This window comes from Hoyosella subflava DQS3-9A1 (assembly GCF_000214175.1).
GTDB lineage: Bacteria > Actinomycetota > Actinomycetes > Mycobacteriales > Mycobacteriaceae > Hoyosella > Hoyosella subflava.
Genome location: NC_015564.1, coordinates 2,302,327 through 2,326,189 on the forward strand (window position 1 = coordinate 2,302,327; position 23,863 = coordinate 2,326,189).

The window sequence follows — 23,863 nt, forward strand, 5'->3', positions numbered from 1 at the left end:
CGTGGCAACAGACCTAAGCCCGCCTTGCGTTCCCGGTGATAGGCACGGTGTGCCCGGCCTCGGCCAGCGCGGCCCGCCGCAGCTCGTCCAGTTCATGAAGGTCGTCCTCGGGCGGCGCAAGGTGCTGTTCGGGGACGGCTACCTCATGATTCGGCCCGCGCACGCCTCACGACGGTATGGACGGCCTTGGCCTTGACGACGAGACCTGCAGGCTGTATTTGGGTGGGTCACGAGGCGGTGCCAAGAGCCCCTGCCGTCAGGCGCATGCGCTAATTGGTGCACTCTGTAACATCGAATCGAGGGCGATCAGACTAGAGAACGTCGGCATCAGGACTTCTTCACCGAGGTCGGGGAACCAATGTCCGCGCTAATCGTCCCGAAACAACTCCCCCAAGATTGAGCTAGGGCGATCAAAACTGTTGGTGTCACGTGTTCGGCCAGAAGGAACCCTCAATTCTGAACCGGAGGGTGTGGTGATCTCCCGACTCAAGCACGATCAGATCATCCTTGGAATTAAATGCATCCGGTGGACACGTCATGGGTTCGACAGCTATCCCGCGGCGGCCAAGTCTGTCGCCGGTGTAGATCTGCAGCCATGGTGCCGTCGCCGTCAGCCGGGCGGATAGCCCCGCACCGGGGTGACGGAGCACCACCTCCCATTCGTCACGGGGCAGGCCTCCGAAGGCGTGGTCGATCTGTAGGGGGCCCACCGCCCGGGCCTCACGGAAGTCGAGATCCACTTCCCCACCCGGGACCGTTCCGGTTGGCAGCAGCCGATCGTCCACCGTCACGACGCGCTCCGCCGGAACAGTGAGTATGCACTCGTCGACAGGGGCGAGGCCGCACGTCAAGTACGGATGGGATGACGCGCCGTAGGGGGCGGGAGACGCCCCGACGTTGGTGGAGGTGATCTCGGTACATAGCCCGCGGTCGGCGGTGAGGCGATAGGTGACCTCAGTTATCAGGTGGAACGGGTACCCGTATCGGGGCAGGCAGTGCAATCGGAACGTGGCTTCGCATGAGTTCAGCTCGACCGTTTCCCAGTTCACCCAGCAGCCGAAGCCGTGTAAGGCGCTGTTCGTGGCGTGCTCGTTGATGGGTAGCTCGTGTGTTCTGTCACGGAAGGAGTACCGGCCGTCCGCGATGCGGTTCGGCCAGGGCACGAGCGTCTTCCCCTCATATGCGATGGGGATCTCCGACGCCGTGACTGGAACGACGATGTCGTGTCCGCGCCAGATTAACCGCCCCAGCGCCGCACCCGAGGAAAAGACCGTCGCGCGGTAGTCGCCGGCGGCCAGAGTGTGAACCGTACCGTTTGCGGCGTCGTACGTGTCCGCAGACGGATACTCCACCACTCCCCCGAGGCTGCGCCGGGCGCCGATGGCGCTCAAAGGCCTTGAGCCAGTCTGTAGTAAGCGTGGTTCAGCTTGAGGTCCCGGTTGAACTGCCGGGCTGTCGTCGTCTCGTCGATGACCGCCAGCTCTATCCCTGCGATGTCCGCGAGGTCCTCGAACACCTCCAGGCCCACCGCGGTGGTGAGGACGGTGTGGTGAGCCGCACCGGCGGTGAGCCAGCATTCGGCCGAGGTAGGGAGATCCGGTTGCGGCCTCCAGACGGCTCGGGCGACGGGCAAGTTGGGCAGTGGTTCGTCTGGGGGGACGACATCGACGACATTGGCTGTGAGCCGGAACCTCTCGCGCAGGTCGGACATCGACACGACGACGCCTTCCCCGGGTTCCGTGTCGAAGACGAGCCGGACAGGGTCCTCGCGCCCGCCGATCCCCAGCGGGTGGATCTCCAGCCGCGGCCGGCCAGTGGTCAGGGTCGGGCAGATCTCGAGCATATGGGCACCGAGGATCTTTTCCCGCCCAGGTGTCAGATCGTAGGTGTAGTCCTCCATGAGCGACGCTCCACCTGGCAGCCCGTAGCCCATGACCTTGGCCGCCCGAACCAGAATTGCAGTCTTCCAATCACCCTCGGCGCCAAAACCGTACCCGTCCGCCATCAGCCGTTGGACCGCAAGTCCGGGCAGCTGGCGCAGGCCGCCGAGATCCTCGAAATTGGTGGTGAAAGCGGCGAACCCGCCGTCCTCGAGGAACCTGCGCAAACCGAGCTCGATACGGGCGCCGTAGCGCAACGAATCGTGGCGGTCCCCGCCGGGACGGAGCTCCGGGGCGACCGCGTATGCCTCCTGGTACTCGGCCACAAGGTTGTCGACATCCGAGCTGGTAGCGGCGTCCACTGCCTCGACCAGATCATTGACGCCCCAGGTGTTAACCGACACGCCGAGACGGATCTCTGCTTCCGTCTTGTCGCCTTCGGTGACGGCGACGTTGCGCATGTTGTCGCCGAAGCGAGCCAGCCGCAGCTCGTGCATTGCAGCCCAGCCGGCGGCAGCGCGTGCCCACGTACCGACCTTAGCCTGGACGACGGCATTGCTCGCATGGCCCACCACGGTCTTCCGTGTGACCCCGAGACGGGTGGCGATGTAGCCGAACTCTCGGTCGCCGTGGGCAGCCTGGTTGAGGTTCATGAAGTCCATGTCGATCTCGCCCCACGGCAATGCGACATTGGCCTGAGTGTGAAGGTGCAGCATCGGCTTGGTCAGGGCGTCAAGGCCCAGGATCCACATCTTCGCCGGTGAGAAGGTGTGCATCCATGTGATAACGCCCAGGCACTCGTCGTCGGCGTTGGCCTCCAGGGCGGCCCGGCGAATGGCCTCGCGGTCCTTGAGGACCGGCTTCCAAACCACGCGGACAGGGATACCGGAGGCGTCGTCGAGCGTAGCGGCGATGGTCCGCGATTGCTCAGCCACCTGCCGTAGGGTCGCCTCGCCGTAGAGGTCCTGGCTGCCCGTTAGGAACCAGATTGCCTTGCCGTCAAAGGGGTTCTTCATCAGTGGTGCTCTTCCTACTGCGTGGTGCGTTGGCCATAAACGTTCTGGTAGCGGTCATAGAGACGATCGATGTCTGCTTGCGGGATACGGTCAGGGGCGCCGAGCTGGCGGGAGATGTGGACGGTGCGGGCGACTTCTTCGCACATCACGGCCGCCTTAACGGCCGCCCGCGCGTCCTTGCCGATGGTGAAGGGGCCGTGGTTGCGCATGAGCACTGCTGGCGAGCGGGACTCCTGCAGGGTCTCCACGATGCCCCGGCCGATGGAATCGTCACCGATGAGGGCGAATGGTCCCACGGGGATAACCCCTCCGAATTCGTCGGCCATCATCGTGAGCGCGCACGGGACCGGTTCGCCGCGAGCGGCCCAAGCGGTGGCGTAGGTGGAGTGGGTGTGCACGACCCCGCCGACATCGGACATGTGCTGGTAGACGTAGGCGTGGGCAGCCGTGTCCGATGATGGCTGGAGGTGGGCGGGGGTCCCGTCGTCGATCTTCTTCCCGTCGAGCGTGCAGACGACCATCATCTCGGCGCTGAGGGCGTCATAGGAGACGCCAGAGGGCTTGATGACAAATAGGTCCGAGTCGGGCACGCGTTCGGAGACGTTGCCGGCCGTCCACACCACGAGTTCGTATCGGGTTAGCTCGGCGTGCAGGGCTGCCACCCGTTCTCGGGTCTCAGCGACAGAGGCCTGCACCTCAGGGGGCAACTCAGTCAGCGCAATATTCACGAGAAGACCCCCGCCGCGTACGCCGGGCTTACAGTCCGGTCGGTCTCTATGGTGGGCCGCTCAGGCGGCACCGGCTTGCGCTGCATGGTCAGGGCCTCCCGCCGGATTCTCTTGAGCTGGTGCATGACGTCGTTGCCTCCCCTGCCGAAGTAGTCGTGCAGCACTTTGTACTCGGCGTAAAGCGCGTCATACCGCTGGGCGGCGATCTCATCAGGAATGTAGGCGCCTACGACACGGCGGCCCATCGCCTGGGCGGCGACACGCACATTGGGGTAGGCCCCCGCGGCGACTGCGGCGTGAATGGCCGAGCCCAGTGCCGGGCCTTGTTCGGAGGCGATGGCGGACAGCGGCAGATGAGTGACGTCGGCATACATCTGCATAAGGAAGGCGTTCTTGAGCAGGCCACCGGCCACGACCAGTTCAGTGACGGGCACCCCGGCATCGTCAAAGGCTTCCACAATGGCGCGGGTCCCGAAGGCGGTTGCCTCCAGGAGCGCCCGGTAGACGTCCTCGGGGCGTGTCGTCAGTGTCTGCCCAACCACCAGTCCGGAGAGCTCGTGGTCCACCAGCACCGACCGGTTGCCCGAGTGCCAGTCCAGGGCGATCAGACCGTGCTCTCCGACCTGCTGGTCCGCGGCCCGCTCCGTGAGCAGTTCGTGGACAGAGATTCCCCGCCGATCAGCCTCCTCCGTGTATTCACCTGGTACCTGATTAGCCACGTACGAGGCAAAGATGTCACCGACACCGGACTGACCGGCCTCGTAGCCCCACGAACCCTCGACGATCCCGCCGTGGACGACGCCACACATGCCGGGGACCTCGGCCAGGGTTTCCCCGTTCATCACGTGGCAGGTGGACGTCCCCATGATCGCCATCATCTGCCCGGCCTCGAGCGCGTTCGCCGCCGGAGCGCTCACGTGAGCGTCGACGTTGCCCACGGCGACCGCGATGCCCTTGTTCAGCCCTGTCCAGGCGGCGGCCTCTGCCGACAAGGCGCCCGCGCGGTGGCCGAGTTGGCCGACCTCGTGATCTAGCTTCTCCCGCACAAACCGGGCGAAGTCGGGGTTCAGGGCTTCGAGGAATTCCTCTGAAGGATAGGCACCGTCCTGGTAGATGCCCTTGTACCCAGCTGTGCAGGCGTTGCGGACGTAGCGGCCGGTCAGCTGCCACACGATCCAATCGGCTGCTTCGACCCAGTGGTCCATCGCCGCGTAGATCTCGGGATCCTCCTCGAGCAGCTGCAGTCCCTTGGCGAACTCCCACTCCGAGGAGATGAACCCTCCATACCGGTTGATCCACTTCTCCCCCCGCTCGTGAGCAAGAGCATTGATCCGGTCCGCTTGCCCCTGAGCCGCATGGTGTTTCCACAGCTTCACGTAGGCGTGGGGACGGCCGACGAACTGCTCCAGCTCGCACAACGGCGTCCCATCAGCGGTGGTGGGCACCATAGTGCACGCCGTGAAGTCGGTCCCGATCCCGATGACATCGGCCGGGTCCACACCCGCAGCCGTTATAGCCGCCGGCACCGCATTCTTCAGCACGTCGATATAGTCGGCGGGCACCTGCAACGCCCAGTCTGGAGGCAGCACCTCACCGGCGTGGGCGTCGAGCGTCCGGTCCATTACGGCGTGCTTGTACTCGTGCATCGCGCTGCCCAGTTCCGCGCCGTCATGAACCCTCACCACGACGGCCCGGCCGGACAGTGTTCCGTAATCGACTCCTACGACGACAGCTGATCCTTGATGGGCCATTCCCATCACTCACCTTTCACATAGTAAATAGTCCGTATTAATGAGAGCGCTAACATTTATGGTCCAAAAAAATGGGCTTAGGCGGTAGCTAGCCCAATTTTTCGGTCTTGGAACGAGCAATTACGACTTTTCGTGTCGAGCTGTGCTCGCCCGCGGGATAAGGTACGGAGCGACGACGGGCTGGCTGAAGTACTCGCCGTGCCGGATAAGGTTGATCACCCGGTCCACGCAACGTCGGCCGACCTCGTCGAAGTCCAGGCGCATGGTTGTGAGGGAGGGACAGAAGTACTGCGACTCGGGGATATCGTCGAAGCCGACGACGCTCAGCGCCTCCGGGACACGAATCCCCAGTTCTGCTGCTGCTTTCAGCAGGCCGAGGGCCATCTGATCGTTGGCCACGAAGACGGCGGTGGGTTTGTCCTGCTGCAGAAGGCCGAGGCCCACTGTGTAGCCGGAGGCTGCGCTCCAGTCCCCCCGCCTCGGTTCCACGGCCGCCTTCCCCGCGGCACCCAGCGTGGTGCGCCAACCCTCGATCCGCGCCTCGGATGCGAGCCAGCCAGTGGGACCGGCGAGATGGTGCACGGTGGGATGGCCGAGATCCACAAGATGCTGGGTTGCGGTGCAGGCACCCAGCATCTCGTCGTGGGAGACGGTGTGGAGACCGTCTACCGCACCTGGCTGGAACATCACTAAGGGCACCCGAGCGTCCAGAGACTCGGACGCATCGGCGGCCGCCGCGGTCGGCGCGAGGATGATGATCCCGTCGACCCCGTCAGCGAGGAGATGGTCAAGCGCCTGCCGCATGTTCGCACGGTTGGCGTCATCGAGGCTCACCAGACTGGTGGCATAACCCCGGCTCCGGGCTTGCAGTGCAACGCCGAACAAGGCGCGGGAAGGACCGTATTGCGCCGTTCCGACCGTGATGACGCCCAGATGCATAGTCTCGTTGGTGACGAGCGCACGAGCCGACTTGTTCCGGCGATAGCCTAGGTGTCGAACAGCCTGCTCGACTCGCTCCCGTAGCTCCTCCGACACGTATACGTTGCCGTTGAGTACGCGAGAGACGGTCTGCTGCGAGACGCCAGCCAATCGTGCGACATCGATCATCCGTGGTGCCTGCGCAGACCCGTTAATCTTGTCTCGCATGCCTCCGTCCTCTCTGCTCCCTCAAGCCCGCACTGGCGCGGGGCGGCGCGATTTGAGCGATTCTTCAACAGCAAATAGCAATTCGACGGTCGAGCGATTGTCGGCCACGTCGGTTTCTGCAACCTCGTGCCCGTCCACAGCCTGGTGGAAGCTCTGGAACACAGCGCGGAGGTCGTCGGTTTCGTTGGGAATTCGTTGTGGTAGCAGGGCGGCGGTTGGGTCGCCGTTGAGCGCGACCTTGTCCTCGGCGACCTCGAGCACGCCGTGCTCGCCGTGGAAGACGAACTCGCCGTCCCAGGAGGTCTCCGGCCCTCTCCCAGCCCATGTACCGGAATAATTAACCATGGTGCCGTCATCGAGTGTGATGAGAGCTTCGAGTCCCGGCATCCCGGAGTAGCGGCTCCACGGCGCGCGGTGCTGGATGGCGAACACTTCGACAGCTTCGCGTCCGGTGAGGTAGCGCACGAGGTCGAGATGATGGATGCACATATCTTCCAGGAGAGGAGCCTGCAGCTGGTCCCGCCCACCTTCGAGGATCTCCGCCTTACTGAATCTTATGGAGATATGCCGGACTTCTCCGAGGATACCGCTTGCGATTTGCTGTCGCGCTCGCCGCGCCCATGGCCGGTGGCGGTAGTTCTGCGACACGACGACCTGGATGTCAGGGCGCCCCGACCGGGCTGACAGGACAGCGGCGAGATCTTGTCGTGTGCCCACGAGAGGCTTCTCGACGAGAACGTGCATCCCGGCCTCAATTGCCCGTGTGATGGCCTCCGCATGAAGGCGGACCGGAAGCGTTATTATCACGGCGTCGGCCGGGCAGCGATCCAAAGCCTCTGAGAAACTGCGGTAGTGACAGTAGGAGTCCGTCTTGGGAAGCCTGTCGGCCGCGACCCGAACCCTTCCTCCAGCGGTGCCCGAGAGTGCAACTCCCGGGATGTCTGCCAGCGCCTCCAGCCATCGGTTTCCCCACCGACCCATGCCGAGAACTAGCACCCTGATGGGGCTCATTATTTACCTCTTCTATGTTTCAGAATCCGGACTTGGCCGACTGTGATTGACGGCATTGGGAGGATGGTTGCGCAGCAGACTGTGATGCGCCTGCTACGCACCCATCCCATCTGGATCAGGATCCGCTGACCTCAGACCTCGCCTCGATCACTGAGGACTCCTTCGCGAACCCGTTCGTCTGGTAGCCAGTGGGAGGTGTGATCACACCCCGCTTGATGAGCGTCTGGATGTTGCGTGCCCTGGTGGCCTCCTCGCGGGCGAGCCAGTCCTCCGTTGGCGGAGCATCGAGGTACTGGTTCTTGGGGTAGATGGGCTGGTCGTAGATGGCACGGTATTGTTCGGTGCGCATGTCCTTGAACTGGTTGTACAGTCCGTTGGCGACCCGAGCCCGCCGTAGCGCCTCAATATCGATCGTGGTGCAGACGAAGGAGTCCCCGGACGTCCAGCCGTTCTGCTGGGCGACTATCTGCCCTCGTGGGTTGACGATCATCGACTGGCCGCCGAAGAGATCCTGGATGCCGCCGTCGTCCCTGATCTCCGGACCGAGGTTCGGAGCGACGACATAGGCGGAGTTGAACAGTGCGTGTGCCTTGTTCTGGATCTCCCACATGCCGTTCATCACAGCCGGCTCGATAAGAGTGGGCCGGACGATGATTTCAGCACCGTTCATCGCGAGACCGCGGACGACCTCGGGGTACACACCCTCGTGGCAGATCGCGATGCCGATGTTGCCGATTTCGGTGCGGGCGACCGGGAAGATCGCGTCCATCACGTTCCCGTTACCCTTCTTGGCGATCCACTCGTCCCACACGTCGTGCGGGTTCATATTGCCGAGCATCCCGCCCTCGTAGGCATCGCTGGTCGCCTTGTACCGCTTGTAGACGACTTCCCCGGCTGGATCGATGATGAACGCGACGTTGAAATAGCGGTCAGGGAAGTCGTCGTCCTTGACCATGTAGAGTTCGGCGGCGATGTAGGTGTTGAGCTGCCGCGCCTTCTTGGCGAGTTCGTCGGTCTCAGGACCGGGGATGGTGACCGCGAAGTGGGCTTCCTTCTCGCGGTTGCCTGGGGTGTTCGCGATCATGCCCTGAATGGCCATCTCAGGGATGACGACGAGCCGGACCGGGGCGCCCTCCCAGGCGCCGACCATCACGGCCGTGTCCATGAACTCGTTGATCCGCTTGACGTTCTTGACCCCGTCCTCACGCTCCTTGACCTGGAAGGTGCGGGGCGAGAGCGCTACGACAGAAAACGGTTCGATCACTGTGGTCTCCTTCAATCGTGTGAGCGGGTGTCCGGCTCACAGTTTCTTGTGCTTGGTTTTCGGGTTGATGGTGTACACAGCATGTTCCCGTGCACGCCGCTCGTGGGTGGTGGGTCGGTGACCCAATTAGAACTGCCGCTGCGGGTCGTGGTGCTCCTCGGCGTTTTCTGGCGTCGCTAGGAACGTGTCGATGAAGAACTCGCCGCCGGGGCACACCTCATCCTGAGACTCGCCGCGGGCCGCAGCCACCGCCATCTCGACGGCCGTCTGCCCCTGCTTGTATGGTTCGTTGGAGGCGTTGACCTGGACCGGGCCGTCAGGGTTTTCCATCATTTTCCTGAGCACGGCCATCTGGCCGTCGTAGGTGCCGATAAGCACCTGGTTGAGAGCACCGGCGTCCCGAAGACCTCGCTCGATGCCAGGGAGCATGACGTCGCTCAGGCTGAACACGATGTCGATGTCGGGATTCGCCGTGGCGACATCGCGTGTAGGCGTGAGGGCCCGGTCGGGCAGCCATTCGCCGTACCGGATGGGCAGGTAGGTGATCTCAGGCGCGTCCTCGACGCTCGCGTATCCCTCGACGACGCCCTTGTGCCGCAGGTTAGTGATCGTCTCACCGCTGTACCCCCCGATCACCACAGCGGTGACGGGCTCGTCACCCCAGCGCTCCGAGGCCTTCTCGGCGATTGCCGCGCCGAGCCGAGCGGCAACCCCAATCTGATCCTCGGCGACGTAACAGAATTGATGTGGAGCCAGCTCGTCAGAGAGGCTGCCGTTGACGACCACGAGAGGCACATCGTCCCGGACCGTGGTGGTGACCGCACTGGCGAGGCCGGTGGGATCGTGCGGATTGAGGATGATGGCATCGACCCCGCGGGTGAGAAGAGTCTGCACATCGGAATTCTGCTTGACGGTGTCACCGCCTGCGTCTGTGACGATGATCTTCGCACCAAGTTCCGCGGCTTTGTCCTCGGCGCCTTGCAGAAGTGTGGCCCACCAGTCGCTGCCGGCAAGGCGTCGCTGGGAGAATCCGATTGTGATCGACTCACCGTCGGCTTTGGAGGCCGTGGTGCCGTCCCTCGTGCCGCCTTCTGAGCCGCATGCGGTGAGCGCGAGGCCGGCGGTAAGTGCGGCGACAGTGGCAATCCCTGTGGTAGCACGCATCATGGGTTTCCTTCCGTGTTGTTGGACTGACGATTGGGACCCGAGGAGTCGACTCCCTGTTCAAGATCTGGGCGACGCGAAATCGGTACATCCTCGGGTGACGAGGCAGGTGTGCTGTCGGAGACCCCGTTTCGCTTCGGGCGCAGCTTTGACAGGGCCGCGCGTATCCGCTGGATGCCTCCTCCGGATGTGAGGAAGACCGCGAGGAGGATGACGATTCCGAGGATGACCATCTGGGGCTCGGACTGGATCCCCGCGAGGTTCATAATGTTGCCGATCATGCCGATGATCAGCGCACCGAGAACCGTGCTGATCGGGTCGCCTGTGCCGCCGAAGAGTGACGTGCCGCCGACGACGGCTGCCGCGATGGAATCCAGTTCATAGCCCTGGCCGACGAGGGAGCTTCCCTGGGACAGCCGTCCTGCCAGCATGAGGCCGGCTAGACCGGCCAGTGCGCCGCTCGTCGTGTAAGCCATCACCTGGTCGCGCTTGACTGGCAGGCCGGAAAGCCGGGCGGCTTCCGGGTTGCCCCCGAGAGCGTAGAGCCGTCGGCCCACAGATCCGAACCGCATGACGAATGCTGCGATGAGCGTGACGGCTAGGGCGATGATCACGACGTTGGGAATCGAACCGGTGTTGCCACCGAAGATGGTCAGGAACGTCCGGTCGCTGATGACGATCAGCGTGCCGACCTGCACGAGGAACGCCACACCTCGGGCAATGCTCATCATCGCCAGCGTTGCAACGAATGGCGCGATCCGCGCGTAGACCACGAGGATCCCGTTGATCAGTCCCGCCAGAGAGCAAGCGGCGATCGTGACTATGACCGTGATGAAGACCCCGTGGCCTTGTTGCAGCATCACTGCTGCGATGACAGTGGACAGCGCTGCCACTGATCCCACCGAAAGGTCGATGCCTCGTGTGACGATGACGATAAACTGTGCGACACCGAGCACCGCGACGACGGATGCCGCGACGGCGATGTTCTCAAGATTTCGCATGGTCAGGAAGTGCGGTGACACCAGCGAGCCGATGATCGCCACCAGCACAAAGACGCCGATCAGATAGCCGGGCGGACCGATCTTGAACCGCCGTCGCACCTCCCCGTTGACCTTTGCGCCGTCGGGCCGTTCCTTCGGCGCATATGCGGGTGGAGCGCCGCGTGTAAATACTGACATGGGTTCCTCCAGGTGGGTAGGCCGTGGTGGTCATCGAAGATGGGTCAGAAGATCCTGTTGCTGGGACCGGATCTCCTCGTGGGTGGCCTCCGCGACGACCCTGCCGCCGGTGAGAACCAGTACTCGGTCGCACAGGGCCGCCTCGGCGACCTCGGAGGTGACGATGATCGCTGCCCCGCCATCACGGAGGTAGTCGCGAATGAGGCGGTAGATCTCCTCCTTCGCGGCAACGTCAACTCCCCGGGTCGGTTCGGCAAGGATCAGCACCTTGCTGTTCTTGGTGAGCCAGCGCGCCAGGAGCACTTTCTGCTGGTTGCCGCCGCTCATCGTGCCGACGGTCTGATGGACCGAGCTGCATTTGATGTTGAGTTCTCGCACCTGCTCGCGCCCGTGCTGCACCTCCTTGCGGTGGTCCAGCACTCCCTTACGGGCGAAAGACGTCAGCGAAGCCAGCGTTATGTTCTTGTTGGCGCTCATGCCCAGGACCAGACCCTGCGACTTCCGGTCTTCAGGGATCAGGCCCAGCCCAGCTGAGATCGCCTCACGCGGAGTTCGGATCCGTACCGGTCGACCGTCCACGCTGATGGTGCCGTCCGTAGCCTCCCGGATACCAAACAAGCATTCGGCGAGCTCGGTCTGACCAGCGCCCAGGAGTCCGGTGATACCTAGCACCTCACCGCGCCGCAGGTCGAAGGTCGCAGGTGCAACACGGTTCCCGTCGGTGAGCTCCCGAACCTCGAGGACGACCTCGTCACCAGCTATGCCACCCAGATATCCCTCTGCGTTTTCGGCTGCTGCCGCCGCCAAGGAATTCTCGTAGCGGTCGCCCATCATCGCCTTGACGATCTCGTGATGGTCCGGCACGAGATCAAAGTGCGCGACGCGCCGACCGTCACGCAGCACATCGACGGCATCACAGACCTCCGTCACCTCATCAAGGCGGTGTGAGATGAAGATCAGGCCCACACCCGACGCCGCCAATTCCCGCATCAGCTTGAGCAAGGAACTCACATCACGCGGCGGGAGGGTGGTCGTCGGCTCATCCAGCAGCAACACGCGGGGTTGCGACTTCAGGGCCTTGGCGATTTCAACGAACTGCTGCTTGCCGAGCGGAAGCGACCCAACGGGGTCATTGACATTCACGCTGAGGCCAAGGCGGTCCATGAGCTCGCGCGCCTGCCTCTCCATCTTCGAGCGGCGGAACAGCCCGCCACGTGCGAAGTCATCGAGGAAGATGTTCTCGACCACCGACATCGCCGGTACGAGGCTCATCTCCTGATAGATCGTGTAGATGCCGGCCTGACGAGCAGCGTGTGGGCTCTCCAGCTTCACTTCCTTCCCGTCAATCCAGATACGGCCCGTATCCGGTTGTTCTGCGCCGGAAAGGATCTTCACCAGCGTTGATTTGCCCGCACCGTTGGCCCCTGACAGAGACAGAACCTGTCCAGGCTTGACCTCGAGATCAACCCCGGCGAGAGCAGTCACGCCCGGGTAGTGCTTCGTCAAACCCGAAACACGCAACGCTGGCGCAGTTGAGTTATCAGCCATTTCTGGATCACCCACTCACTCGGAGAGCATTCCGGCCGGACATGGCAAAACAAACCAGAATGTGTGTTAGCGCTATCATTAAAGAGTTTGTGAAGAGTATTCTTCTATGCCGCTGCGGCCCACTCGGGCGAGTTCATCGAGCGCCGACCATAGTTCGGCTGGGATCTGCGTGTCCGCGAGGGCCAGCGTTTGGTCGAGGCGCTTCGGAGTGGACATGCCGACGATTGTCGATGCGATGGCCGACTCGCGGAGGGAGAACTGCAGAGCTGCGGCTGCGAGGGGCAGGCCGAACTGCCGACAGGCGTCCTGCATCCGTCGTACCCGATCTTTCGTGGCTTCGCTTGCCGGGCTGTAGCAGTAGTTCGGGTGCTGGTCTGGACCCTTGACGAGCATCCCTCCGCCGTACGGCGCGCCGTTGATGAACGCCATATCCCGGTTTTCCGTTGCGTCGATCAAGGGTCGGGCGGACTGGTCAACCAGGGTGTAGCGGTTGTGGCTGATGACGGCTTGGAAGACCCCGAGATCGACATAGCGCAGCATGAGGTCGATGGGTCCCCCGGCGACGCCGATGTGGTCGATGAGGCCCTCCTGCTGCATGGCGACCATCGCCTCGACGACGCCTCCGGGCCCGGTGGCCGCATCGAAGTCGTGAAGTTCCGGGTCGTGGATGAAGACGAGCTGCAAGTGGTCCAGTCCGAGCCGGTTGAGGCTCTCCTCGACCGAGGCCCGGGCGCGGGCGCCAGAAAGGTCGGTGCTCCCAGGCTCGGGATCGACCTTGGTGGCGAGCACGAAGTCCTGCGGGAGACCACCGCGCTTCCCCAGTGCGATGCCGATCCTGCGCTCCGCATCGAAGTAGTTGTTGGAGGTGTCGATGAAGTTCAGAGGCCCCTCGAGGATCCGCAGGATAGTGTCCACCGCCTGCGTCTCACCGACCTCGTAGCCGTACTGCGCCGGGAAGTTCCCCAGCGGACTGGTGCCCTCGCAGATCGGGGTGACGGACAGACCCGTGCTGCCGAGCGGACGCTTCTGCATGTGCTGTTCTCCTCAGTGGGTGCGGACGGAGCTAGTGTGGGCCGCCGCCGATGTCGGTGCCGAGCGCCCGATTATGTGATCGGACGTCATGTAGGCCATGGCCCAGATGGTCTCGGTGGGGTTGTAGCCGTGGTAACTGGGGAACTGCCCCCCACCGACGACGAACAAGTTTTCGCACTCGTGGGAGCGCCCATAGATGTCGACGACGGACGTTGCGGGGTCCTCGCCCATGCGATGGGTCCCCACCTCGTGCGTGGACAGATGGTAGTCGGGTTTCGACGTCTCCTCCCACCAGTACGTCAGGCCCATCTCCCGGGCGATCTTGCGCTTGATGCCGAGCAGGAAATCAACCATGTGCTGGTCCCACTCACCCCACCCGTGCGTCATGCGCAGCGCCGGCTGCCCCCACGGGTCCTTGCGGCGGGGATCGAGGTCCACGTAGGTGTCGTAGGTGGGGATGTTGGCGGTCTGGGAGTACATGGACCACACGTGCGCGTAGTTGTCGCGCATCCAGTCGCGGAATCCGGCACCCCAGCGCGGCGCACCGGGCGGCATGGCATGTGCGATCTCGATCGGCTGGTAGTCGCCGGGCCAGCTGATGATGGGAGCGCCCCACAGGACGGTGGGATCGTACTCGTGCACGAGTTCGCCGCTGAAGTCCTCGATCGAGGTGGAGGCGACGAGTGTGCCCATGTACGGGTTCGACGGTTCCTTGGTGAGCCCCATGAAGAAGCCGAAGGCGTGGGTCATCATGTGCTTGCCGACCTGCCCGTTGGCATTGATGCCGGAGGCCAGAAGCAGCCGGGCGTTCTCGAGTGCGTAGCACGCGAGAACCACCTTGTCGGCCTCGAGGTCGACGGATCGGCCGTCTGCGTCGAAGTACGAGACCCCGGTCACGCGCTTGCCGTCGTTGGAGCGGTTGAGCCGGTAGACGCGGCAGTAGTCACGCACCTCCAGGTTCCCGCTGGCCTCGCCGTAGGGCAGGGCCGCGACGTGAGTGGACGTCTTCGCGTCCACATGGCAGGGGTAGCCGTGGCAGAAGCCGCAGTAGGTGCATCCGGACCGCCCCTTGAACGGCTCGGAAGCGATCGCCGCAGCGGTGCGGAAAGGATGGTAACCGAGCCGCTCACATGCCTGGCCGAAATCGATGTCTGCGGCGCTCTGGCGCAGCGGCGGCATGGGATAGTCCCGCTGGCGTGGGGCCTCCCACGGGTTCTCATTGAGATCCGGGCGCCCAGCCACGTTGCTGCCTCGGCCTGAGATGCCGAGTTCCCACTCCGTTTTGTCGTAGTAGGGCTCCAGGTCGGCGTAGCTTATGGGCCAGTCGACGAGAGTGTTCCCGTCCGGGAGCGCGTCCTTGCCCAGACGGTTCTCGATCTCGGTCTTCATGCGGAACTCAGTCTCCCGAAAGCGCCAGCACGCACCGCCCCAGTGGATGGTTCCACCACCGGCACCCAGGGAGGGCGGCAGGTGCAGCGGATTCGCAGTGCCCAACGGTCCGGCCGCCCATGGAGCCAGCTCCCCGTCTCCATCAGCGCTGGTTTCACGCCACGTTATGGGATCAGTGTCCATGCCGGGTACGAGCGATCCGCGGGCGTAGTAGCGGATCTCGTCCTGCTTCAGGCGGAAGTCTTCAGTGGTGTGCTTCGGCCCCTTATCGAGACAGACGACTTTCATGTTGGCTTTCGCAAGCTCGGAGGCGATGACCGCTCCCGAAGCGCCCGCGCCGACCACGATGACATCGATCTTTTCTCCACCCATTTTCAGTTCTCCTCGTTGCGGTAGAAGGTTGCGTTGTCGGGCAGGTTCTTGGCCCTCAGCTGGGTCCTTAGGTCGGACAGGGTCATGATCGGTAGGCTGCGTCCATCGAAGTCGCGGCCCATCTGCTCGGCCGTATAGCCCCAGTACGCGCCCGGGAACCCGACCAGCTTCCACCCGACGGCGTCGCGGTTTCCGCCGTACGTCGGATCGCAGAAGAAACCCTCAATGGCATGCTCGCGGACCACGGCGAACAGGCGACGCAGCGTGGGCAGGTCGGCGCTCTCTCCGTGTTCCCCGGCCTCGTCGCCGTGCATGATCGGTGTCGAGCCCTCCTCGGGCACGGCCGGACCCAGGAAGCGCTGGATCACCTCGTCCTGGATGTCGACGGGCAGGTCGGCGAACTCGGCCGCGTGCTGAGCGGCGCAGTACTTCGCCAGCGCCCGGAGACCGGTGCGATACACGTGCTGGAGGTTCTGACTGACGCCGCTCAGGGCCCTGTCGATGTAGTAGACCACGCCGGCCTGCGTCGCCCCGGCCCCGTCGCCTCCGTCGGGGATGATCCGTTCGGCGATCACCTCGACCGTTCGCGCCTCCGCATCGTTCAGGTACGTAAGGGCGATGGATTCTTCGGCCGGTTGGGCTTGTCGATTGTCTGGCATATCTGGTCCTCTCTGCGTCCGGCGACCTGGTCGGCGCTGCAGATCCCCGATCGGATCGGGCCCCTTCTTCTGCGGGACCGCGCGGTAGCACGGATATCTGAAACTGTGAGTTGAGCCACTCTGCTGTGCGCTGCTTCTAGTGTTAGCGCTAACACAGGATGTGTCAACCCCTGACCACGCAATATGTTGTACGGATGTGAAAATTGTATGAGGGGCGAGGTAGCGCTAACATGGCATGCTTCGGGAGTCATGCCGAGATGGGGGATCCGCCAAGGGCACTCGGCGCGAGACTCAACTGCTACACCGCCCGGTGCTGACACCCAGCAGCGAGGCGGTGATAGCGGATCAGGCGCCGGGCCAACTCCTGCGCGCCGGGTGCGGAGTTCTTCCCTGCGGCATCGACCTACACTCTTAACCTCGATCCGGTAGCCCAGCTGTGCTATGTGATCCGGTTCGCCCTGTTCGGCGGTCGGTCAGGTCGTGGCGGGGATTGCTGGGCTGTATCCGGGCGTTGCGCCCGGAAACAGGCTCGGGCAAGTCGTCATCCCCCTTACCGCCGGGGCTGTCGCCGGTTCCACGGGCGCGGACGGCGTCTTCACCCTCGCCAGCGGACTGTTAGCAGGAGCCGCCGCATCGACCTGGAGTGCACTCAGACGTCCACCGCCCAGCGAAAACAACCCATAACGCACACCTCCCACCGGACAGGTCGAACGCTGCTTGCCCGCCTCTCAGCGACATTGAGGAACCTCCCCGCCGATCCGGGCGAATGCTGATCCGTCCCCCAGTTAGTCCCGACGTGCTCAAAGCGCCCCCCAAAAAAAAGGATCTCCGTCGTGGCCGAACCCTTACGCGCGGAACCGCACCCTCAAACAATGTCGCTGAGGGGTGTCCGAGGCCGCGGTTGTCGGCCCGCAGAGTGCGGGTGAAAGCTATATCCTGCCCCTCACTGAAAACTGTTGACAGATGACAAGCTGTATTCGTATTGTCGACAGTAGACGAAAATCGTCGACAATCGACAGAACCGCAAAGCAGTGGAGAAGTTTCATGGCATTCGAACCCACACCCAAGTTCGCCACGTTCGATATGAACGGAACGCTGATCCGGTTCCGGATCAATGACGCCATCCGTGAGGTCTTAGGCGATCGGCTGCCAGCCGAAATCGCAGATGACTTCCTCACGCTCTGCAAGGCGTACCGAATTGACGAGTGCATGGGCGACTACAAGCCGTTCCATCAGATCGTCGCTCGATCCATGGAACGCGCGGCACGCAGGTTTGGCCTAAAGTTTCGTGAGGCCGACGCGCGGGCGGTGTATGACCACGTCCCCACTTGGGGGCCATACCCGGGCGTCACCGAGTCGCTGCGTCGCCTGGCTGAGGCAGTCCCATTGGTAATTATCACGAACAGTGACGACGCACATGCAGCACAGCTTGTCCAGAACCTGCAGGCGCCGTTCGACGTCGTGATCACAGCCGAGCAGATGGGTGTCTATAAACCACGTCTGCGTGCCTTTGAATATATGTTCGACAAGCTGGGCGCGGCACCCGAGGAAATCGTGCACGTTTCCGCAAGCCCGATGTACGACCTACGCTCCGCGGCCACCATGGGGATCAAGAACAAGGTGTACGTGGACAGGGGCTTCGAGCACGACGAGCACTGGCTCGGCTACGAACGGATTACCGACATCGCCGACCTCCCTGTCCTCTTTGGCCTGCCGCGGCCTGCCGCTTGATCGGAGAACTGTGATGGTCATCCACGCCAGGACGGTCGCGGCATGACTCTGCCAGTGCCTCAAACCGCCAAGGGTGACTCGGCTTCGGACCGGCTCCGAGCCTTGGGGCTGGAGCTTCCCGACCTCGCGCGCAACGCGTACTACGTGGACCACCGGGCGGTGGGCTCCAGCATCCATATCTCTGGCCAACTGCCTTTCAAGGACGGTGTGCTGCTGGGTCAGGGCGTTGTCGGCCGGGACGTGAAGCTGGAGACTGCGCAAGAGCTCGCGCGCCATGCCGCGCTCAACTGCCTTGCCGCCGCCGTGCAGGCGGTGGGAGATCTGAACCGGGTCCGGATGGTACAGATGCTGGTCTTCGTGGCGAGTACGCCGGACTTCGGTCTGCAGTCGCGGGTCGCCAACGCGGCCAGTGAATTGCTCATCGAGGTGTTGGGTGAGAACGGACGGCACGCTCGCACCGCGATCGGAGTCGCCGGGCTACCGCTCAACACCCCTGTAGAGATCCAGATGGTGTGCACCGCCGTTTAGTCGGCACGCGGGCGCCGTTGTTCGGGACCCGCTGATGCGGGTCTCGAACACGCAGTAAGCACGCTCGCCGTAACCATCCACACACAGATACGCGAGGAACAGCGTGAACCGCCTCCAGCGAGCACTCGACGCGATAGTCGAGCGGGTCGATACTCCGGCACCGATTGTGCTGGCCGACGTGATGCAGGACAACATCGACCGGATGCAGAGCTTCGCCGCCCAGCACAACCTAGACGTCAGGCCGCATGTGAAGACACATAAATGTGTGGAGATCGGCCGGCGGCAGGTCGACGCAGGCGCGATCGGCATCACCGCGGGCAACGTGGGCGAGGCCGAGGTCTTCGCCGCGGCAGGATTCGACGACATATTTATCGCCTACCCAGTCTGGCCCACCGGAAGGAAGGGTGCGCGAATCCGCCGGCTCGCCGAAACCACCCGGCTGCGGTTAGGGGTCGACAACTTCGCCGCAATCGATGCCATCGCGGACGCAATGGAAGACGACGCGGGCCGACTGCAAGTCGTCGTCGAAGTCGACTGTGGTGCTCGCCGCTCCGGGGCGCCGCCTGATGCCGCGGGAGACCTCGCCACCCTCGCCCGCAAGCGCGGACTGGTGCCGGTGGGCGTCTTCACCTATCCAGGGCACGGCAGCGCCAGCCCTGATGCTCGCAAGCGTGCCGCGCACGACCAGGAGGCAGCGCTCACGGCCGCTGTGCACAGCCTCAACGCAGCGGGTATCAGTACGGCGGTGGTCAGCGCTGGTTCGACCCCCACCGTCGAGTTCTCCACGAGCAGCGTGATCACCGAGATCCGTCCCGGCGAGTACGTGTTCAACGATCTGAACAATAGTCGGCTTGGCGCGTGCACCGAAGATCAAATCGCGTTGTTCGTCGCGGGCGCGGTCGTCAGCGACTGGGTCTCCGATCAGCGCATTCTTGACGTAGGTACCAAAGCGCTCAGCCGCGAAGGCAATCTCGAAATCGGCTACGGTGCCGTCGCGGGTACGAGCGCCGTTCTGTCCAAACTCAACGAATACCACGGATTTCTCCCGCTGCCTGCAGGCGATTTCCGTCCCAGCGTCGGCACGGTCATTCCTGTAGTGCCGAACCATGTCTGCCCTGTGGTCATCAATTTCGAGGAACTCATCGTCACCGACAGCACGGGTGCATCGCTGCAGCGCTGGCCGGTCGACGCACGCGGGTTCCTCAACTAACCCCTCCCCGACGAAAGAGTTCTGCAATGAGACTTGATAAGGCAACAGCTCTGGTCACGGGCGCCAGCAGCGGGATCGGCGAGGCAGTGAGCAGCCATTTTCGTCGCGAGGGCGCGCGTCTGTTACTCACCGGCCGCAAGCAGCGAATCGACAACGCTCAACCGGAAGACTTGTACGTCCCCGGCGATCTCAATGACGAGGCGTTCGTTGCGGACCTAGCCCGTCAGGCCGCCGAAACGTTCGGCACCGTCGATGTCGTCGTCCTCAACCACGGGCTGCAGGCCAGCAGTCCGCTAGCGGACATGGCTTACGACGACGCGAGGGATGTGCTCCACAGCAACCTGCTGAGTGCCTTCTTGGTGATGAAATACTTCGCACCCCTGATGCCCGCCGCGGGCGGTGCCTTTGTGTGTGTTAGTTCCCGTCTCGGCATGGTGGGCAAGCCCAATGAAGTTCTGTACTCCGCTGCAAAAGGCGGTCTCATCATGCTCGCAAAGGGCGCAGCGATTGAATGGGCCGAACGCAACATCCGCGTCAACGTCGTCGCGCCCGGACTAACCGCGACGCCGATCATCGAAGCATCGTTCCAGCGCAAGGGTGACCCCGAAGCCCAGCGGCGGCAGCGCGAAGCCCAGATACCGCTTCAACGCCTCGCAACCCCCGACGAGGTCGCCGACGCGGTGCTTTTCCTGGCATCGTCCGAATCGTCCTACATCACCGGCGCGGTGCTCCCCGTCGACGGTGGGTATACAGCCTTCTAACCACCAAACGAAAGCCAAGAAGATGAAAGCTCCCGCGGCTACACCCCGGGCGGATCAGCACAAAGGTGGCGCCCTTACCGCCGCGCACACGCGGGCGGGGCTAGGCGGACTCATCGCCCGCCGTGAAGCCGATCTGAAATACGGGGTAAACGCATCCGATGTACAACTGCTTGCGCGGGACGAGTTTCAGCGCGAAATCAACGTGGCCACCGTGTATGGCGGGCTCTACTACAGGCACTGCCCGCGACTGCATCCGGGCGAGCTCGTCCATGGCCTCGCCGCGACGCTCACCGACATGGGCGTCCGCATCTACGAAGGCAGCCGCGTCGACAAGATCGACGGCTCCACGCTCACCCTCAACGGCGGACGGGTATCCGCAGCGAAAACCTTCATCTGCACCGAAGGGTATTCGTCGGAGTTGCTTGGTCGCCGGACACTGATACCGATCAATTCCTCGATGATCGTGACCCAGCCACTGCCAGAAGAAGCGTGGTAACAGATTGGCTGGAACGGACGCCAGTGCCTCAGCGACTCCGCGCATACGTTCATCTACGCCCAGCGAACATCGGACGGCCGTATCGCGATCGGCGGACGCGGTGTGCCATACCGTTACGCGTCTGGCACAGGCGGCACCGGCGCCACTGCACAGCCCACAATCAATCTCATCTCCCGTAAGCTCGCTACCTTTTTTCCCGGCATCAGTTTCGAAGTGGCCCACGCCTGGTCGGGAGTTCTTGGGGTCACGCGTGACTGGAACGGCAGGGTGCACTGGGACCCAGCATCTGGGGTCGGATCATCCACCGGCTATGCGGGACACGGTGTGACGGCGGCCTACGTGGGTGGGCGCACTCTTGCGGAACTGGCTTTCGAAAAAGAAACCGAACGGACGGTCCTACCGTGGGTCGGCTACCGTGCACGGAAATGGGAACCCGAACCCATCCGGTGGCTTGGGGTACACGGAATGTACCGGCTCTTCGGTCTCGCTGACCGATGGGAGGAGCGGCGGGATTCCCAAAAGACCTCGATCCTGGCCAGATTCGGAAGCAGACTCGCTGGCCTTCACGAATAGCTCGTCCAAAGATGTAGGAACTCGCGAATTCCTGGAAGAGGCAATGAAGATCATGGATGGACAACTCGCCGTCATAGGTCTGGGCAGTGTCGGAAGTATGGCACTGTGGCAGGCGTCGCACCTGACCGATTCCGTCCACGGATTCGAGGCCCACTCCCCCGGCCACGCCCGCAGTGCGGTCGGCGGGGACACCCGCCTATTTCGCATGGTGTATCGCGGCAATCCCAGCCTCTACCCCATGCTGGAACGCTCACGGGACCTCTGGGGCGAACTGGAAGCCGAGACGGGACAGGTCTTACTGACGAACTGCGGTGGCCTCTCCATTGGAACCGCCGACGGAACCTACATCCGCAGCCTGCTCGAAACCACCCGAGCCAACGGGGCCGCGCACGAAGTCTTTACACCCTGCGAAATGGCCGCCCGGTACCCCCAGCACAACCTGCGCTCTGACGACATCGCAGTTTACGATCCCAACGCAGGGGTGCTGCGCACAGACCGTGCCGTTACCGCAGCCGTCGCTGCAGCCCAGAGCAATGGTGCAACGGTCCACATCAACACACCTATCGACTCCATCCAAGAGGATGCACACGGTGTTGTCGTGACTTCGGGCGAGAAATCGTGGACCTTCGAGAACGTCATCGTCGCTAGCGGCGGATGGTCTCGGCGTCTCATGCCCGCTTCCCTGAGGACTGCCACCGAAACCAAGCGGTTGATCCTGACCTGGTTTGTCGCGCGCGACCCAGGCCAGTTCACGCCGGAGAAGTTCCCCACTTTTAGCCGGATCTATGACGACCGCATGATGTACGGGGCACCCGCCGTCGACGATGTCACGGTAAAGGCCACCCTCGACGGCCGTGGGCGCGCAACCCCCGACCCTGGCAGCGTCCCCAGAGAACTCACCCCTGAGGAGATCGCTGAAACCACCGAAACAGTGTCGGAATTTCTCCCCGGCCTGGTTCCAACGATCGTCCGCTCCGACGCCTTCCCGGAGCTCTACACCGAGGACCGAAACCCGGTTGTGGGGCGGCTCAGTAAGTCACGCGGGATCTATTACGTCACCGGCTTCTCCGGCGGTGGATTCAAAACTGCCACCGGGCACGGCCACATCGCTGCGTATGAGGCGCTCGACAAACAGTCATTCGACGGGCTGGAATTCTTACGTCCGCAACGGTTCAAGACGAGCTAGACGAAGGCGTCCGCGCGCGTTTGCGGTCCCGGTATATTCGGCAATCAACAAAGAGAGGCGGTGCTTTGAACCGCAAGTTCGAGTGGCAAGAGCAGCGGACGACGACGCCGGACGGTGTCTACCGTGTGCTGCGTACCGCCATTCTTGAGGGAACTGTGCCGCCAGGCGAACAGTTGCGCGAGACGCGCATTGCAGAAGACCTCGGAATAAGTCGGTCCCCGCTCCGTGAAGCGCTAACGAGACTCGAGGAAGAGGGGCTCGTCGTGAAGGTCCCTTACCGGGGGTCCTTCGTCGTGGAGGTGAGTGCGCGCGAAGTCGGCGAGATCGCATCGATCCGCGCACTCGTCGAGCCGTACGCCGCTGAACTCTCGGCCGAAACACTGCGTGGCGCGCAGCGGCCTCGGCTAACGCAGACCATCGAGGAACTGCACCGCGCCACGAACACGAACGATGTCCCGGCCAGCATCGATGCTCATCTTCGCTTCCATAGGCTCTTCTACGACTTCTCGGGTAATTCTGTTCTGAAGAGTCTCTGGAATGGCTGGGAGACCAAACTGCGCCTCTACCTCGCAGTCGATCATCGCACTTACAGTGACCTGCACGAACTCGCCGTTGAGCACGAGCGATTGGCCACGTTTGCGCTGGAAGGTGATATCGAGGGATTCCGCCGGGAACTGGTCAGTCAAATGAAATCTGCGCTCCGAGCTCAACAGTGAGTGGGGGCTGAAATCACGGGTCTGGCTCAGACAGTGGCTTAGCCAGGCGGTCAGGCTGCAGAACCTCGTTAACTTCGCTGGCAGCAAGCAGACCACTTTCCACGACGAGGGAGGTGACACTGCGGCCGCTCGAAAGTGCCTGCCGCGCAATTGACGTCGCGGCCTCATAACTTGCACGATCGGATGGTCACTGCCTGTATCGCTGCGACATCCTCGCTCCGGAATACCCACCTCAGCCGGGCTCGTCGCACACTCTGGGCAGCCACGATCTCGCTCCTGCCCATACTGGGGGTAGCCACGTGGTGGGCCTTGCGGCGCCGCCGTCGCGTCACCACCCGAGCGAATACGCCAAACCCCTGAAACGACCCGACCCTTCGGTCATTTCGCCCGCGAATAATGCGGAATCGAATATGCAGGGTTATCAGTAACCCTTTTTGTTCTGCCGCCCGGCCTTGGCCACCTAACCCTGCCGCCTTCCCTCTGCAACCGCCACGCCGCGCACAGCCTGAGCACGGTCACGGGGA

21 protein-coding genes and 2 pseudogenes are annotated in these 23,863 nt (G+C 63.2%); 8 read left to right on the forward strand and 15 right to left on the reverse strand.

What is annotated here, in order from left to right:
- Positions 1–13 precede the first annotated feature (13 nt).
- The 14 genes from AS9A_RS24105 to AS9A_RS22705 form a co-directional block, all read right to left on the reverse strand.
- Positions 14–163: a hypothetical protein gene (locus AS9A_RS24105; protein WP_013807027.1), complete on the reverse strand. Its 150-nt coding sequence runs from the start codon at positions 161–163 to the stop codon at positions 14–16.
- 262 nt (positions 164–425) lie between these two features.
- On the reverse strand, positions 426–1,391 hold the full coding sequence (locus AS9A_RS10785; RefSeq protein WP_083826522.1) for an aldose-1-epimerase: 966 nt from the start codon (positions 1,389–1,391) through the stop codon (positions 426–428).
- Positions 1,388–2,896, reverse strand: coding sequence for an L-arabinose isomerase (gene araA, locus AS9A_RS10790; protein ID WP_013807029.1), 1,509 nt, complete (start codon positions 2,894–2,896; stop codon positions 1,388–1,390). The genes AS9A_RS10785 and araA overlap by 4 nt, the downstream gene beginning before the upstream one ends.
- Before the next feature lie 14 nt (positions 2,897–2,910).
- Positions 2,911–3,618 carry an L-ribulose-5-phosphate 4-epimerase gene (locus AS9A_RS10795; protein ID WP_407636575.1) on the reverse strand — a complete coding sequence of 236 codons (708 nt, stop codon included), beginning with the start codon at positions 3,616–3,618 and terminating at the stop codon, positions 2,911–2,913.
- Between the two features lie 2 nt (positions 3,619–3,620).
- A complete protein-coding gene (gene araB, locus AS9A_RS10800; protein WP_013807031.1) occupies positions 3,621–5,375 on the reverse strand; it encodes a ribulokinase in 1,755 nt (584 codons plus the stop codon).
- Between the two features lie 120 nt (positions 5,376–5,495).
- Positions 5,496–6,521 (reverse strand): LacI family DNA-binding transcriptional regulator, encoded by a 1,026-nt coding sequence (locus AS9A_RS10805; RefSeq protein ID WP_202798192.1) that lies wholly within the window; start codon positions 6,519–6,521, stop codon positions 5,496–5,498.
- A 21-nt stretch (positions 6,522–6,542) separates the two neighbouring features.
- Positions 6,543–7,532, reverse strand: a complete 990-nt coding sequence (locus AS9A_RS10810; RefSeq protein WP_083826523.1) for a Gfo/Idh/MocA family protein — start codon at positions 7,530–7,532, stop codon at positions 6,543–6,545.
- 115 nt (positions 7,533–7,647) lie between these two features.
- A complete protein-coding gene (locus AS9A_RS10815; protein WP_013807034.1) occupies positions 7,648–8,796 on the reverse strand; it encodes a nitrilase-related carbon-nitrogen hydrolase in 1,149 nt (382 codons plus the stop codon).
- A gap of 126 nt (positions 8,797–8,922) precedes the next feature.
- Positions 8,923–9,963, reverse strand: coding sequence for a sugar ABC transporter substrate-binding protein (locus AS9A_RS10820; RefSeq protein ID WP_041451030.1), 1,041 nt, complete (start codon positions 9,961–9,963; stop codon positions 8,923–8,925).
- On the reverse strand, positions 9,960–11,138 hold the full coding sequence (locus AS9A_RS10825) for an ABC transporter permease (protein WP_013807036.1): 1,179 nt from the start codon (positions 11,136–11,138) through the stop codon (positions 9,960–9,962). Before AS9A_RS10825 ends, AS9A_RS10820 begins: the two co-directional genes overlap by 4 nt.
- A 30-nt stretch (positions 11,139–11,168) precedes the next feature.
- Positions 11,169–12,686: a sugar ABC transporter ATP-binding protein gene (locus AS9A_RS10830; RefSeq protein ID WP_041451814.1), complete on the reverse strand. Its 1,518-nt coding sequence runs from the start codon at positions 12,684–12,686 to the stop codon at positions 11,169–11,171.
- Between the two features lie 78 nt (positions 12,687–12,764).
- Entirely contained in the window at positions 12,765–13,718 is a 954-nt protein-coding gene (locus AS9A_RS10835) for an aldo/keto reductase (protein ID WP_013807038.1), read from the reverse strand.
- A gap of 12 nt (positions 13,719–13,730) precedes the next feature.
- A complete protein-coding gene (locus tag AS9A_RS10840; RefSeq protein ID WP_013807039.1) occupies positions 13,731–15,479 on the reverse strand; it encodes a GMC family oxidoreductase in 1,749 nt (582 codons plus the stop codon).
- Between the two features lie 2 nt (positions 15,480–15,481).
- A complete protein-coding gene (locus tag AS9A_RS22705; RefSeq protein WP_013807040.1) occupies positions 15,482–16,138 on the reverse strand; it encodes a gluconate 2-dehydrogenase subunit 3 family protein in 657 nt (218 codons plus the stop codon).
- A gap of 480 nt (positions 16,139–16,618) precedes the next feature.
- Here AS9A_RS22705 and AS9A_RS23270 point away from each other — a divergent pair, with 480 nt between their 5' ends.
- From AS9A_RS23270 to AS9A_RS10880, 8 genes and pseudogenes are all read left to right on the forward strand, one after another.
- Positions 16,619–16,822, forward strand: coding sequence for a hypothetical protein (locus tag AS9A_RS23270; protein WP_013807041.1), 204 nt, complete (start codon positions 16,619–16,621; stop codon positions 16,820–16,822).
- A gap of 360 nt (positions 16,823–17,182) precedes the next feature.
- A complete protein-coding gene (locus AS9A_RS10850; protein WP_013807042.1) occupies positions 17,183–17,869 on the forward strand; it encodes a haloacid dehalogenase type II in 687 nt (228 codons plus the stop codon).
- A 42-nt stretch (positions 17,870–17,911) separates the two neighbouring features.
- Positions 17,912–18,397, forward strand: a complete 486-nt coding sequence (locus AS9A_RS10855) for a RidA family protein (RefSeq protein WP_013807043.1) — start codon at positions 17,912–17,914, stop codon at positions 18,395–18,397.
- A gap of 103 nt (positions 18,398–18,500) precedes the next feature.
- A complete protein-coding gene (locus AS9A_RS10860; protein ID WP_013807044.1) occupies positions 18,501–19,607 on the forward strand; it encodes an alanine racemase in 1,107 nt (368 codons plus the stop codon).
- A gap of 26 nt (positions 19,608–19,633) precedes the next feature.
- The gene (locus tag AS9A_RS10865) at positions 19,634–20,368 is read left to right on the forward strand and encodes an SDR family NAD(P)-dependent oxidoreductase (RefSeq protein WP_013807045.1); all 735 of its coding nucleotides are present in this window, start codon (positions 19,634–19,636) and stop codon (positions 20,366–20,368) included.
- Between the two features lie 22 nt (positions 20,369–20,390).
- Positions 20,391–21,437: pseudogene (locus AS9A_RS24610) on the forward strand (NAD(P)/FAD-dependent oxidoreductase).
- A 43-nt stretch (positions 21,438–21,480) separates the two neighbouring features.
- Positions 21,481–22,623, forward strand: coding sequence for an FAD-dependent oxidoreductase (locus tag AS9A_RS10875; protein WP_013807046.1), 1,143 nt, complete (start codon positions 21,481–21,483; stop codon positions 22,621–22,623).
- 65 nt (positions 22,624–22,688) lie between these two features.
- On the forward strand, positions 22,689–23,339 hold the full coding sequence (locus AS9A_RS10880; RefSeq protein ID WP_013807047.1) for a GntR family transcriptional regulator: 651 nt from the start codon (positions 22,689–22,691) through the stop codon (positions 23,337–23,339).
- Positions 23,340–23,352: 13 nt separating this feature from the next.
- On the opposite strand, the pseudogene AS9A_RS23275 reads toward AS9A_RS10880, so the two are convergent.
- Positions 23,353–23,496, reverse strand: a pseudogene (locus AS9A_RS23275) (hypothetical protein); the annotation flags it as partial.
- Positions 23,497–23,863 lie beyond the last annotated feature (367 nt).